The sequence below is a fragment of the Nakamurella panacisegetis genome (assembly GCF_900104535.1).
Taxonomy (GTDB): domain Bacteria; phylum Actinomycetota; class Actinomycetes; order Mycobacteriales; family Nakamurellaceae; genus Nakamurella; species Nakamurella panacisegetis.
Map to the genome: position 1 here is coordinate 3,648,566 of NZ_LT629710.1, position 12,750 is coordinate 3,661,315.

At 70.4% G+C, this 12,750-nt stretch carries 16 protein-coding genes and 1 other RNA gene; 6 read left to right on the forward strand and 11 right to left on the reverse strand.

The window, feature by feature from the left end; all coding sequences use genetic code 11:
* Positions 1-2: 2 nt before the first annotated feature.
* Genes BLS97_RS16350 through BLS97_RS16355 form a run of 3 tightly spaced genes read right to left on the reverse strand, consistent with a single transcriptional unit; the run spans position 3 to position 1,910 of the window.
* Entirely contained in the window at positions 3-893 is an 891-nt protein-coding gene (locus BLS97_RS16350; protein WP_157695477.1) for a metallophosphoesterase family protein, read from the reverse strand.
* The gene (locus tag BLS97_RS22985; RefSeq protein ID WP_157695478.1) at positions 890-1,609 is read right to left on the reverse strand and encodes an HAD family hydrolase; all 720 of its coding nucleotides are present in this window, start codon (positions 1,607-1,609) and stop codon (positions 890-892) included. Before BLS97_RS22985 ends, BLS97_RS16350 begins: the two co-directional genes overlap by 4 nt.
* 22 nt (positions 1,610-1,631) lie before the next feature.
* A complete protein-coding gene (locus tag BLS97_RS16355; protein WP_090477647.1) occupies positions 1,632-1,910 on the reverse strand; it encodes a GlsB/YeaQ/YmgE family stress response membrane protein in 279 nt (92 codons plus the stop codon).
* Between the two features lie 273 nt (positions 1,911-2,183).
* Here BLS97_RS16355 and BLS97_RS16360 point away from each other — a divergent pair, with 273 nt between their 5' ends.
* From BLS97_RS16360 to BLS97_RS16370, 3 genes are all read left to right on the forward strand, one after another.
* Positions 2,184-3,020 carry an aldo/keto reductase gene (locus tag BLS97_RS16360; RefSeq protein WP_090477650.1) on the forward strand — a complete coding sequence of 279 codons (837 nt, stop codon included), beginning with the start codon at positions 2,184-2,186 and terminating at the stop codon, positions 3,018-3,020.
* A 106-nt stretch (positions 3,021-3,126) separates the two neighbouring features.
* A complete protein-coding gene (locus BLS97_RS16365; RefSeq protein WP_172832290.1) occupies positions 3,127-3,363 on the forward strand; it encodes an RNA polymerase subunit sigma-70 in 237 nt (78 codons plus the stop codon).
* Between the two features lie 6 nt (positions 3,364-3,369).
* Positions 3,370-3,936 carry a Clp protease N-terminal domain-containing protein gene (locus tag BLS97_RS16370; RefSeq protein ID WP_090477657.1) on the forward strand — a complete coding sequence of 189 codons (567 nt, stop codon included), beginning with the start codon at positions 3,370-3,372 and terminating at the stop codon, positions 3,934-3,936.
* Between the two features lies 1 nt (position 3,937).
* Here the strand turns inward: BLS97_RS16370 and BLS97_RS16375 are convergent, their stop codons facing one another.
* From BLS97_RS16375 to BLS97_RS16390, 4 genes are read right to left on the reverse strand one after another with little or no spacing between them, the layout of a single operon-like run.
* Positions 3,938-4,552, reverse strand: a complete 615-nt coding sequence (locus BLS97_RS16375; RefSeq protein WP_090477661.1) for a peptide deformylase — start codon at positions 4,550-4,552, stop codon at positions 3,938-3,940.
* Positions 4,553-4,561: 9 nt separating this feature from the next.
* Positions 4,562-5,662, reverse strand: a complete 1,101-nt coding sequence (locus tag BLS97_RS16380; RefSeq protein WP_090477663.1) for a glycoside hydrolase family 76 protein — start codon at positions 5,660-5,662, stop codon at positions 4,562-4,564.
* Positions 5,663-5,711: 49 nt separating this feature from the next.
* Positions 5,712-6,704 carry an SURF1 family cytochrome oxidase biogenesis protein gene (locus BLS97_RS16385; RefSeq protein ID WP_090477666.1) on the reverse strand — a complete coding sequence of 331 codons (993 nt, stop codon included), beginning with the start codon at positions 6,702-6,704 and terminating at the stop codon, positions 5,712-5,714.
* Positions 6,701-7,189: a low molecular weight protein-tyrosine-phosphatase gene (locus BLS97_RS16390; RefSeq protein WP_090477671.1), complete on the reverse strand. Its 489-nt coding sequence runs from the start codon at positions 7,187-7,189 to the stop codon at positions 6,701-6,703. Before BLS97_RS16390 ends, BLS97_RS16385 begins: the two co-directional genes overlap by 4 nt.
* A 75-nt stretch (positions 7,190-7,264) precedes the next feature.
* Between BLS97_RS16390 and BLS97_RS16395 the strand changes: the two genes are divergently transcribed.
* Genes BLS97_RS16395 through BLS97_RS16405 form a run of 3 tightly spaced genes read left to right on the forward strand, consistent with a single transcriptional unit; the run spans position 7,265 to position 9,999 of the window.
* Positions 7,265-8,122 carry a Nif3-like dinuclear metal center hexameric protein gene (locus BLS97_RS16395; protein WP_090477675.1) on the forward strand — a complete coding sequence of 286 codons (858 nt, stop codon included), beginning with the start codon at positions 7,265-7,267 and terminating at the stop codon, positions 8,120-8,122.
* 30 nt (positions 8,123-8,152) lie between these two features.
* A complete protein-coding gene (locus tag BLS97_RS16400) occupies positions 8,153-8,878 on the forward strand; it encodes a zinc ribbon domain-containing protein (protein WP_090477678.1) in 726 nt (241 codons plus the stop codon).
* Positions 8,872-9,999 carry a bifunctional RNase H/acid phosphatase gene (locus BLS97_RS16405; protein ID WP_231988144.1) on the forward strand — a complete coding sequence of 376 codons (1,128 nt, stop codon included), beginning with the start codon at positions 8,872-8,874 and terminating at the stop codon, positions 9,997-9,999. Before BLS97_RS16400 ends, BLS97_RS16405 begins: the two co-directional genes overlap by 7 nt.
* A gap of 6 nt (positions 10,000-10,005) precedes the next feature.
* Here the strand turns inward: BLS97_RS16405 and BLS97_RS16410 are convergent, their stop codons facing one another.
* From BLS97_RS16410 to BLS97_RS16425, 4 genes are all read right to left on the reverse strand, one after another.
* Entirely contained in the window at positions 10,006-11,259 is a 1,254-nt protein-coding gene (locus tag BLS97_RS16410; RefSeq protein WP_090477686.1) for an SLC13 family permease, read from the reverse strand.
* A gap of 72 nt (positions 11,260-11,331) precedes the next feature.
* An RNA gene (rnpB, locus tag BLS97_RS16415) (RNase P RNA component class A) lies at positions 11,332-11,779 on the reverse strand.
* Positions 11,780-11,825: 46 nt separating this feature from the next.
* Positions 11,826-12,104 carry a hypothetical protein gene (locus BLS97_RS16420; protein WP_090477689.1) on the reverse strand — a complete coding sequence of 93 codons (279 nt, stop codon included), beginning with the start codon at positions 12,102-12,104 and terminating at the stop codon, positions 11,826-11,828.
* Positions 12,101-12,508, reverse strand: coding sequence for a VOC family protein (locus BLS97_RS16425; RefSeq protein WP_090477693.1), 408 nt, complete (start codon positions 12,506-12,508; stop codon positions 12,101-12,103). The genes BLS97_RS16420 and BLS97_RS16425 overlap by 4 nt, the downstream gene beginning before the upstream one ends.
* Positions 12,509-12,750 lie beyond the last annotated feature (242 nt).

Sequence of the window (12,750 nt, forward strand, 5' to 3'; positions counted from 1 at the left end):
CGTCAGATCGGGTCAACCGGGTGCGCGTCGATCACGGCCGCGCACCCGTCCTGGTCAAGGTGGAAGACCTCCTGGGCGCCGTCGACCGGTACCACCGACACCGTGATGTCCTCCCGGTACACGTTGACCAGGTTGAAGCCGGCCGAGCGGAAGGTGCGTTCGTGCCCGGGCGGGGCCAGCGGGTCGGTCCGGATGGCGGTCGACGGCGCGACCGCCACCGGGATCCGGCCGAGCAGGCCGAATCCGGCCAGATGGTGGTGCCCGGCGAGCACCATGCGGGTGTCGGTGCCGTCCAAGGCGGCGGCGAGCGCTCGCCGGGACGCGCGATCGAGGGCGAAGTAGGTCAGCAGCGGGGACACCGGGGCCAGCGGAGCGTGGTGCAGCACGACGATTGAACCGCCGGGATGCGGGGTACCGAGCTCGGCCGTCAGCTCGGCCAGGTGGTGCGGGGTCAGCACACCGTGTCCGGCGCCGACCACCGTGGAATCCAGTACGACGATCCGCAGTCCCGGGAGACGGAACACCTGCAGCATCGGGTCGGTCCGCCCGGCTGCGCCGAGCATCTCGGCGTGGAACACGGCCCGCACGTCATGGTTGCCGGTCGCGTAGATCACCTGCGGGGCGATGCCGTCGAGGGCAGCCTGCAGACGCCGATAGGCCGCGGGGTCGCCGGAATCGGTGAGATCGCCGGAGACGACGATGATGTCGGGGCCACGACCGTCGGCCTTGGCCGCGCGCAGGGCGGCCGCCACGTCGAGCAGCGCCAGTTGGGGGTCGATCAGGCCGTTGTACCGGACGCCGGTGCTGGTCAGGTGGGTGTCCGACAGGTGTGCGATGACCAGGTCCGGCACCTCGGCCGGCTCTCCGTCCGGGGTACGCGCCGCGGTCGTCACTCCAGGCCGCCCAGCGACCTGGCCCAGTCCCGGATCCCCGGGATCAGTTCGGCCAGGCTGGCGCCACGCAGATGCGGAGTGCCGTCCCCTCGGTGGAACCGGTCGACCAGCGCCGTCCGGGCACCGGCGGCGAACGCGTCGGCGAGATCGGCGGTCCACCGATCACCGACCACCATCAGACGCTCGGGTGTGGCTGCGGCGTCGATCCGGTCGAGCAGGGCCGCGACGTGCTCGGGCATGCGGTGCGGTTTGTCGGCCTCGGCCACGATCTCGTCGATGTGGCCGGCCACCTCGACGGCCGTGAGTACCTCGGCCACACCGGTCAGGTCCGCGTTGGTGACCACCAGTACGTACGCATCGGCAAGGTCGGCCAGTAGCTCCGGCAGACCCTGTGGCGCGTCCAGGGCAAAGGCCGAGCGGGCGAGGTCCTGCCGGGCCAGGCGATAGGCCCCGTCGAGGTGTTCGGCCGTGAGCCCGGCGGCGCGGGCCAGCATCTCCACGCCCATGTAGCCGTCCTCCGCGTCGCGGAGATCGATGGTGCGCACGGTCACGGATCTGCCTTCCAGGAGGTACCGCACGCCGTCGATCAGATCGGTGGCGGCCGCGTCGGGCAGCAGGTCCGCGGCGTGCCTGGCGTAGGCCAGAATCGGCAGATCCCCGACGTAGAGCGTGCCGTCGAAATCGAACAGCAGCGCCAGCGTCGGGGATCCGGTCACCGATTGATCCTAGAGCGGAGTATCAGACGGTCGAGCGGGACCGGTTGCCGAAGCGGGTCCACAGCAGCAGCACGATGATGGCACCGATGATCGACCCGATGATGCCCGAGGTCTGGAAGAACCCGTTCTGACCGTCCTTGTGGAAGATCAGGTAGCCCAGGAACCCTCCGACGAACGAGCCGATGATGCCCAGCACGATGGTGGCCAGGATCGACATGTGCTGCTTGCCGGGCACGATGAGCCGGGCGAGGGCCCCGGCGATGAGGCCGATGATGATGAGGCTGACGATGAGTCCGAGCATGTGTTTCTCCTTCAAGAGCCCGCGGCACGTGGCGGGACGAGAGTGCTGCGTTTCTTCTGACCCGGCGTAGGTGCCCAGCCCGAACCCGCCCAAACCAAGAATTCCTCTAGCAGAGCCGAATGGCTGAAAGTGCTCCAAGGACTTCCATCGCGGTCGGGTTTCGGGCGAGGTGAACTGGGGCACCACCACGACACCGACCGGCATCCCCGGCGCAAGAACCGGGTAGATTTTGTAGGTCGGGAAAACAAAACGTCTCACTGAGGAGATCCCCAGATGGTTGCAGTACCGAATGTTGTCCTGAACAACGGCGTCGAGATCCCGCAGCTCGGGTTCGGCGTCTTCCAGATCGAGCCGTCGGAGACGGTGGCGGCGGTTCGCAATGCGTTCGACGTCGGCTACCGGCACATCGACACCGCCGAGATGTACGGCAACGAGAAGGAGGTCGGTCAGGCCATCGCGCAGTCCGGCCTCGACCGTGACGACATCTTCGTCACCAGCAAGCTGAACAACAACAACATCGGGTACGACGCCGCCCTGACGGCGTTCGACCAGACGTTGGAGGACCTGGGCCTGGAGAAGATCGACCTGTTCCTGATCCACTGGCCGCTGGCCACCGTGCGGAACTTCGTGGACACCTGGAAGGCCTTCGAGAAGATCTACGCGGACGGCCGCGCCCGCTCGATCGGCGTCTCGAACTTCCAGGCCCACCATCTGCGCCGGTTGCACGAGGAGACCACCGTCCCACCGGCGGTGAACCAGATCGAGGTGCACCCGTACCTGACGCAGGAAGCCCTCCGGGCCTTCGACGCCGAGCACGGCATCGCCACCGAGGCGTGGTCGCCCATCGCCCAGGGCAAGGTGCTCGACGATCCGACGATCGTGGCCATCGCCGAGGCGCACGGCAAGTCGCCGGCCCAGGTGGTGCTGCGCTGGCACATCCAGCACGGCAGCATCGTGTTCCCCAAGTCGGTGAACGTCGACCGGATGAAGGAGAACTTCGAGATCTTCGACTTCGAGCTGAACGAGGGCGACATGGGGTCGATCTCCTCGCTCAATCGGGACGAGCGGACCGGGCCCGACCCGGACGTGTTCGACTGGATCCCGGCCTGACGATCCGTTCGCGAAAGAGCCCGCTGCCTGGTGCGGCGGGCTTTTTTGTGCCCTCGGTTGTCAATCTGGGTTGACAGAGCGGGTTTGTCAACCTAGATTGACAGCCATGACCACCGACATCGAGCTCGCCCAGGCGGCGAGCAGCGGGGATCCGGCCGAAGGTCTGCGGGCGGTCCGGGCTCTACGGGAGCTGGCGGACCGGCTGGAGACGCTCCAGGTGGGACGAGCCCGAGCACTTGGATGGTCCTGGCAGGACATCGCTTCCCACATCGGCGTCAGTCGGCAGGCCGTGCACAAGAAGTACACCCAACAGGATCGTTCGCTCTTCCGAAAGGCCAGGTGACACCAGATGTTCGAGCGCTTCGCCCAGGAGGCACGAGTGGCGGTGACGCACGCCCAGCAGGAGGCCAGAGCCCTGCGCGATTCACGGATCGGCACCGAACACGTCCTCATCGGCCTCGCCGGTGACGGCGGCGACGCGGCCGCGGTGGCCCTGCGGGAGGCCGGCATCACGGCCGCGAGCCTCCGGGCCCGGCTGCGTCGGGAGAAGGCGGACGAGCTCGACTCGGCGGCCCTGGCCAGCCTGGGCATCGACCTCGAAGAGGTTCGTCGGGCGGCCGAGATCCGGTTCGGCGTCGGTGCCCTCGACCCGGCTCCGAAAGGCCCACGACCGAAGGGTCACCTCCCGCTCAGCTCGGCCGCTCGCAAGAGTCTCGAACTCGCCGTGCGGGCGGCCGGACACGACCGGGGCCCGTCGGCCGGCCGGGCCGGCTCGTCGATCTCCAGCGGACACCTGCTGATCGGGATGCTCGACGCGGGCACCGGCGAGGCCGCCCGGATCTTGCGGGAGCTCGACGTGGACGTCGTCGCTCTTCGCGCGGCGGTGCTGGCCCGGTTGGCGCAGGACGCCGCCTGAGTCAGAAGCCCAGCTCGACCCGCGCCGCCTGCGGGGTGGCACCGGCCCAGCGGGTCAGGTAGTGCTCGTTGTTGGTCAGGGACCGGGTGAACGCCTTGTCCAGGTACAGGATCCCGGCCAGATGATCCGTCTCGTGGGCCACGATGCGGGCCGCCCAGCCGGTGACGATCTCGTCGATCGGAGCGCCGTTCTGGTCCAGGGCCCGCAACCGGACCGTGGCCGCGCGCTCCACGACCGCCTGGTAGCCCGGCACCGACAGGCAGCCTTCGTAGAACGCGGCCACGTCGTCGGTCTCGGGCCGGTACGACGGGTTGACCAGCACCCGGAATGGCAGCGGGGTCCGGTCACGCACCCTGGCCACCTCGGACGAGACCGGCGCGGCGTCCTCGAGTACCGCGACCTGGATGCCCAACCCGATCTGTGGGGCCGCGAGCCCGACTCCGGGCGCGGTCAGCATGGTCTCGCGCATGGCCCCGATCAGATGGTCGAAGACGTCCGCCGGCAGGGAGAAGTCGTACGGTTCGGCCCGGTGCCGCAGCACCGGGTGGCCGGCCTGGACGATGGGAAGCGGGCGGGGGCCGGCCAGCAGTTGATCGACCTGCGATTCGAGGGACACGCGTCCACGCTAGTCGGCCGCGGCGAGTGGCCGGTCCGCCAGCCGGGCGGCCGCCTCCAGCAGCATCCAGGCCGACAGTTGCACCGACAGGTCGCGTTCCGGCTGTTCCGACGGGTCTATCCGGGCGCCGTCGCTGGCGCCCACCGGCCTTCGGGTCGGGATCTGGGCCAGGACGGTCCAGTCGGCCCCGAACAACGGCCCGTGCGGGGCCACCACTCGGTGCGCCCACGCCGCGGAGGCCGAGTCGAGCACCAGCCGGGCCGCCCTCGACCGGGCCCGGCGGTCGGCGGTCGAGTCCCCGGGAAGCTCGGCCGCGACCACGGCGAGGTATCGGGCCAGGATGCCAGTGAACAATCCGCCGTTGCCCCCGCCGTGCCCGATCAGCACCCCGCCGGTGGTGAGCTCCGCATCCACCGCATCGACGAGTCGATGCACCCGTCCACGGTCGTGGCCGACTCGCGTCAATGCGACCTCGGCGCCCAGCACCGAGCCCTGGTTGTACGTGTAGAACGTCGGCTGCACCGGCTGGCCCGGAACCAGGCCGTCGGCCATCAGCCCGCTGCCGGGTACATGCAGGTTCGCGTCGATCCAGTCCGTCATCGCGACCGCGCGTCGGTGAAACCCGGTGCGGGCCAGCAAGATCGCGGTCGGCCCGTTGGCCGGTGCGTTGTAGAACTCGTCGCCGCGACGCCACCGGATCCCGCCGGACGGTGGCTGCCAGGCGTCCAGGAGAGCGGTGACGATCGGCCGGATCGACCGTGGGTCGACACCGGCCGCGACCGCGCGGTGCAGGGCCAGGCCGATCCAGGCCATGTCGTCGTTGTAGTCGTTGGTGAATCGGCCCCCGTTGCGCAGCCGGATCGATCGCGCGATGACTCGGATCCGGCGGCCGCGGGTCGCATCGGGCGACCTGAGCCACGCATCCACCGCGCAGTCCAGCAGGTGGGCCTGCCACCAGAAATGCCAGCGCAGGAACACCCGGTGGGACGGCGCCGCCGGCCACGATACGACGCCCAGTCGGGTACCGGGCAGACCCAACGTCCGCAGATGACGGCCCAGCACGGCGGACTCGGCCGCCTGCGCCCGGTGCGCCCAGTCCGGTCCGGTCACAGGTGTGCCCCTTCGGCGACGGCTGGAACCGCGGAATGTCGGCGCGTCGTCAGTCGAACAGCTGGGAACGATCGAACCCGTCACGGGCGGCGCGTCTGGCCTTGCGGCGACCCGGTCCGGGGTCGGGCGAAGGCGGCGGCGATTCGGCGACGGCGGGGACGGAGCTGACCGCACCGGCCGGTGCCGTCGCTTCGGCGATCTCGGCCGGGTAGCTCGACCGCTCGGGGTAGGCCACGTCCCGCTCGTCGGGTCCCCTGGGGTCGGTGGCCTCTCGGAAGATGAAGTAGGCGATGGCCAACAGCGCCATTCCGCCGAACGCGCACCACTGCAGCGCGTAGGAGAAGTAGGGACCGACCGAGGTCTGCGGCATACCGATCTCCTGCAGCACGCCCGGGCTCGGGGCGGCCAGCTGGATGTAGCCCAGCAACACCTTGCCGTTCGCCCCGGCGGTGCCGTCCATTCCGGCCAGCGCGGTCGAGTTCACCGCCCAGGCCTGGTGCAGGCCGGCCTCGTACCGGGGCTGCCGGTTGCTCGGGTCGGTCTGGTCCGCCTGGACCCGGCCGGTGACGGTGACCACGCCGGTCGGGACCGGCGGCAGCGGGACGTTCGCCTTGATGTCGCCGAACGACTGGTAGCCGCGGTCGACCAGCAGCACGCTGCCATCGGTCAGCCGCATCGGCAGCACCACCTCGGACACCGGATTGCCCTGGCTGTCCTGCCGCAACCGGACGTAGGTGACGTGGTCGGTGTCGAACGTGCCGGTGGCCGTGACGAGCTTGTAGGTGGATTCACCGGACGGCTGGGCCGTGGTCGACAGGTACTGCCGCACCGGCACCGCGGCGTCGTGCAGGGCCGCATTGACCTGGGCGTTCGTGGCGTCGTTCTGCGCGCTCCGGGCGAACTGCCAGGGAGCCAGGATCAGCCAGCACGCCGCGGTGAAGGCCAGCGCACCGACGATCGCCCCGATCCAGCCCGGTCGGCGCAGGAAGGCGAACCGACCCGGACTCGACGTGGAGGCGCCGCGGGGGAGGGTGGCCGTCATCCGAGTCGCCGCCGGATCTCCCGCAGCACCCCGGGGATCGCCGCCGCCGTCATGGCCACCACCTCGTCGAACTCGGAGTCGGGGCCCTGGTACGGGTCGGGTACGTCGTCCGTGGTGGCCTCGGGGTCGAAGCTCCGCAACAGCCGGATCTTGTCCGGGTCGGAGGTCATCCGGCGCAGCACCTTCTCATGTCCCCGGTCGGCGGCCAGCGCCAGGTCGATCGTTCGCAGCTCGTCCTCGGTGATCTGGTGGGCCCGATGTTCGACCGGGAAGCCGGCGCGGCGGAGGGCCGCCTGGGCCTGCCGGTCGGCGGGGTGGCCGACGTGCCAGTTGCCGGTGCCGGCGCTGCTGACCCGCACGGCCTGGTCGAGACCGGCCTCGACCAGGGCCGCCCGCAGCATCTGCTCACCGATCGGCGATCGGCAGATGTTGCCGGTGCAGACCACGCTGACGTGGAACGGTCGGGAGGGAGCAGGGGACGTCACCTCTCCATTCTTACCGACATCCCCGTCGGGAATGGCACACTTGCCCTCCGCAGCACCGTCAGGAGGAACACCCGGATGCCCGTGACCATCGGCGAGGTGATCGCCGTCCTGGATGCGGCCTATCCACCCGCCCTGGCCGAGGCGTGGGACACCGGCATCGGTCTGACCTGCGGTGATCCAGACGAACCGGTGCAGCGTGTGCTGCTGGCGGTCGACGTCGACGACGCGGTGGTCGAGCAGGCCGAGCAGCTCGGTGCGCAACTGCTGGTGACGCATCACCCGTTGCTGTTCCGTTCGGTGCAGTCGGTGGCGGCCGACACGGCGAAGGGATCCCTGGTGCACCGGATGATCCGGTCCGGGATCGCGCACTACGCCGCCCACACCAACGCCGACAAGGCGGTCCGCGGCGTCAACGATGCGCTGGCCGCGGTGCTCGGACTGCGGTCGACCCGGCCGCTGCTGCCGGACGATCCGGGCGTGCTGCCGCCCGGGCACCCGCAGGCCGGGCGGACCGGCAGCGGTCGGGTGGGCGAGCTGGCCACCCCGATCCGCCTGGCCGACCTGGCCGATCTGGTCGCGGCGGCCCTGCCGAGCACGGCGACCGGTGTGCGGGTGGCCGGCGAAGCGAACCGCCTGATCACCACCGTCGCCGTGTCCGGTGGCGCGGGTGGTGGGTTCCTGGCCGACGCAGCCCGGGTCGGCGCCGACGCCGTCGTCACGTCCGACCTGTCGCACCACGTGGTGGCCGAGCACGTCGCCGATCCCGGTCGACCGGCCGTCATCGACGTGCCGCACTGGGCCGGCGAGTGGCCCTGGCTCGCCGGCGCCGCATCGGTGATCAACTCCGGTGTCGCCGACCGTGGGTCGGCGGGTAGCGTCACCACTACCGTTTCTGCGCTGCGGACCGATCCTTGGACCATGCACCGCCTCTGATGTCCGAACCGAAGAAGGGCCACCATCCCAGTGCCGAAGGCTGATCCGTTCGTCCAACGCCGGTTGCTCGACCTGGCCGGTTTCGATCAGAAGATCAACGCGGCCGAACACCGGCGCGCCAACCTCCCGGAGCTGGCCGTCATCGCCGCCGGGTCGGCCAGGCTGGCCGAGCTGCGGAATTCCAAGGTGATGGCCGAGACCGAGGTCAGCGACCTGGAGCGGGCCACCCGCAAGCTGGACAACGAGATCGACCAGGTCCGTTCGCGCGCGGAGCGGGATGCGCAACGGCTGGCCTCCGGCGCGGGCAACGCCCGGGACATGGAGAACCTCCAGCACGAGATCACCTCCCTGGCCCGCCGCCAGGGCGTGCTCGAGGACGAGGCTCTCGAACTGATGGAGCAGAAGGAAACCGCCGACACCGCCCTGGCCGCGGTGCAGGCGGAGTTCGACTCCGCGTCGGCCGAGGTGGCCGCGGCGGAGGTCAGGCGGGACGATCATTTCGCCGAGATCGACGCCGAACTGGGCGAGCAGCGGGCGGGCCGGGCCGCCTTGGCCGATGGACTACCCCCGGAGCTGGCGGCCATGTACGAGCGGATCCGCAAGTCGGGAAAGGTGGCGGCGGCGAAGCTCAACGGAGGCCGGTGCGATGCCTGCCGGATCGACCTGGATCGGGTCGAACTGGGCGCCATCGCCGCCGCACCGTCCGACGACATCGTGCGTTGTCCCGAATGCGGTGCGATCCTCATCCGGTGGTGAGCGCGACGGAGTCGGTCATCGTCTACGCGGACGGCGGCTCACGCGGCAATCCCGGGCCGGCCGGGTACGGATCGGTGGTGGTGGCGGCCGACGGGGTGACGGTCCTGGCCGAACGGAACGGTTACCTGGGACGGGCCACCAACAACGTGGCCGAGTACTCGGGGCTGATCGCCGGGTTGACCGCGGCCCGCGACCTCGGCGCGACCGAGGTGGCCGTCCGGATGGACTCGAAGCTGGTCGTCGAACAGCTCTCCGGCCGCTGGCAGGTCAAGCATCCGGACATGAAGCCGTTGGCCGCCACCGCCTCCGCGCTGCTCGCCGGTTTCTCGTCGTGGTCGCTGACCTGGATCCCACGGTCCCAGAACTCCGCCGCCGACCGGTTGGCCAACGAGGCGATGGACTCCGGGCTGGCCGGCCGTGACCCGATCGCCTCCGGGATCGACTCGGGGGCGCGCGCGCCCGCTGAAATCACCGACCCGGCCGCGGTGCTGCCCGGTCCGTTGCCGACCGGAGCAACGCGGGTGCTGATCGTCCGGCACGGCGAGACCACCTGGGGGGCCGACGGCCGGTTCGCCGGACGTGAGGACGTGCCGCTGACCAATCGTGGTCGCCGTCAGGCGTCGTCGGTGGCCGATCGGATCAAAGGTCTGCGGCCCAGCGTCGTCCTGACCTCACCGCTGCAACGCTGTCGCCTCACCGCTCAGGCCATCGGGGCGGCGGCCGACGCCCCGGTGGTGGTGCACGACCGCCTGCTGGACGGCCTGCTGGGTGACTGGACCGGCTTCCGGCCGGCCGAGATCGAGCGGCGGTGGCCCGAGCAGTTCGCGGTGTGGCGGTCCGACACCGGCGCGCAGCCACCCGGCGGGGAGTCGTTCGACGAGATCCGCGATCGGGTGGGGCCGTTGATCGAGGAGGTCGGCCGCCTGTACCGGGGGCACACCGTCGTGTTGGTGACTCACGCCGCGACCACCAAGATGCTGCTGACCAGCGCCCTGGGGGTGGCCTCCGAAGCGGCCTACCGCCTCCGGGTGGACACGGCCTCGCTGTCCGGATTCACCGTCGACGTCGACGGGGGCGTTGTGGTCTGGGCGGTCAACGAGACGGGGCACCTCACCGGCTGAGGATCGCTACAGCTGCGTGCCGGCCCAGAGGGCGACGGTCGCCGCCACCAACGAAGCGGGGACGGTCAACAGGCCCAGCCGGGTGAACCGGCCGAGCGACGGCGAGGTGGAGTGGCTCAGCAACACCCGCCGCCACAGGAGGGTGGCCAGCGATCCGGTGTAGGTCAGATTGGGCCCGATGTTGACGCCGATCAGCACGGCCAGCACCGGCGCCGCCTGCGGGTGGGGGCCGAGGGCGGCCAGTAGCACCAGGGTGGCTGGGAGGTTGTTCACCAGGTTCGACAGCACGGCCGCGATGACGGCCAGGGCCAGCAGGTCCAGCAGGCCACTGCCGAGCGGCAGCAGGTTTCCCAGCGCGGTCTGCAGGCCGTGGCCGGTGGCCGCGTCGACCACGACGCCCAGGGCGGCGACGAAGGCCAGGAACAGCGGGTTGGTCTCCTTGATCACCGTCCAGAGTCCGACCTGGCCGCGGGCGATCGCCCGGATGGCCATCACCGCGGCGCCGACGGCGGCCACCAGGGCGGGCTGGGCGCCGATCAGGGGGCCGGCCGCGAAACCGGTCAGGATGAGGGCCAGGAGCACCAGCGTGACCGTCGGCACCGAGACGTTCCTGATCTCCGGTGTGGCGGCCGCCTGGTCCCGTTGCAGACCGGATCGGAAGAACAGCCGGAAGACGCCGTACTCGACGGCGATCGCCACGAGCCACGGACCGGCCATCAGCGCGGTGAACCCGAGAAAGGTCAGGCCCGACGCCTGGAACGCCAGCAGGTTGGTCAGGTTCGACACCGGAAGCACCAGGGACGCGGTGTTGGACAGGTGCGCGGTGGCGTAGACGTGCGGGGCCGGAGCCACCTTCAGACGCTTGATCGTGGCCAGCACGGCCGGCGTCAGCAGGACCACCGTGGCGTCCAGACTGAGCGCCGCCGTGGTCAGCGAGGCGACGATGAACACCAACAGCAGCAACCGTTTCGGGTCGGAACGGCTGCGCCGGGCCATGACCGTCCCGAGCCATCGGAACACACCGTCGACGTCGCACAGGTGCGCGATCACCAGCACGGCGGCCAGGAAACCGATGGTGGAGGCCAACCGGTCGACCGTCGCACCGGCCGTGTGCCAACTGATCAGGCCCAGGAGCAGCGCGATCAGGGCCGCCGGCACGGCGGCGACCGCTTCGGGCAGACCCTTGGGCCGGATGATGGCGAAGGCCAGGGTGCCGATGAGCAGCGCAACGCCGACGATGCTCGCCCCGACCGGGCTCACGCAGCTGTCTTCTCGGTGATCACGAGGCGAGACGCTACCGGTGCCGGGCGGGGTGCTCCGTCAACCGTGAGGTGGACGAGTTGGTCTGTAAGCCGGGTCCTGTTCCCGGGTGCCTCTCGGCGATCCCGTTCGGCGACCATCCATCTCGGCGTACCGTCGCCGGCACGCTCCAGCGGTTCACCCGCAGACTCGGGCGGGCCGCCCTCGAACGTCTGCGCACACCGTAGTCGGCACCGAAGTGCCGCCGGCGGTGCTCTCAACCTTGCTCCGGGTGGGGTTTACCGAGCCGCGCCGGTCACCCGGCACGCTGGTGGTCTCTTACACCACCGTTTCACCCTTACCCCGCCGGATCCGGCCTCGCGGCCGGACCTGGCGTGGCGGTCTGTTCTCTGTGGCACTGTCCCGCGGCTCACGCCGGGTTGCCGTTGACAACCACCCTGCCCTGTGGAGCCCGGACTTTCCTCGGCGGCTCCGACCGGCTCACGCCGATCGATTCCGACGCGGTCGCCCGACCAACTCGTCCGGGCCGAACTCTACCGGCGCTCGGGGCGGCTGCTCACCATCTGTCAGGCCGGGAAGCGGCGGTTGTGCAGCAGGATCGGGACAGCACCGGACAGGACGACCGGAACGACGGCCACGGGCACGCCCAGGACGCCGAGGTGCAGCCAGGTGCCGCCGACCGCGGCGACGAGCAGGGCGCCGAGGTAGAGCTGTATGGCCGCCCGGGTGCGCGGGCCGGCCGAGCGTCGGGTCAGCCGGCGGCCCGGGGTGGCTCGGGCCAGGCCCATTCCCGCCACCCCGGCGAGCGCGACGCCGAGGACGACCAGCACGATGGCGCCGGTCACGCGCGCGAGGAGATCTGCTGCACGCCCCAGCCATTCCCGTCCGGATCGGCGAAGAAGACGAAGCCGACGTTGTCCAACGGATGGGGGACCGGATACGGGTTCGCTCCCAGGATCTGGATGTCGCTCACGGCCACACCGCGCTCGACGAGCTCGGCGTGGGCCGTCGCGAGATCGGGCACCACCAGCTGCAGACCGCGCAGTGAGCCGGGCACCATGTCGTTGCCCATACCAGTGGCAATGACGATCGAGCAGCCGGACCCGGGCGGGGTCAGCTGCACGAACCGGGTCGTCTCGTTCACGCTGATGTCGTGGTCGACGACAAAGCCGACCTGGTCGGCGTAGAACGCCTTCGCCCGATCCAGATCCGAGACCGGCACGCTCACGACTTCGATGGTCCAGTTCATACCCCCACCCTCCCTGATCGGCCCGCGGATCGTAAAGGCGCTCTCCGCATCGTCGGGCCGTGCAGGGAGCGACCGGGAAGCGCGACAAGCGAATCCGCGCGCACGGTGGCTGCCGGGAGCCGCGGCCGTTCGCCGGAAATTCAGGAAGAGGGGGTTGACGACCTGCGCCCCCAGGATGATGATCTGCCGGGTCGTTCCCCGGGCGAACCTTCGCCGGCGCCCTCGAGCCTCGATCGGGGTGA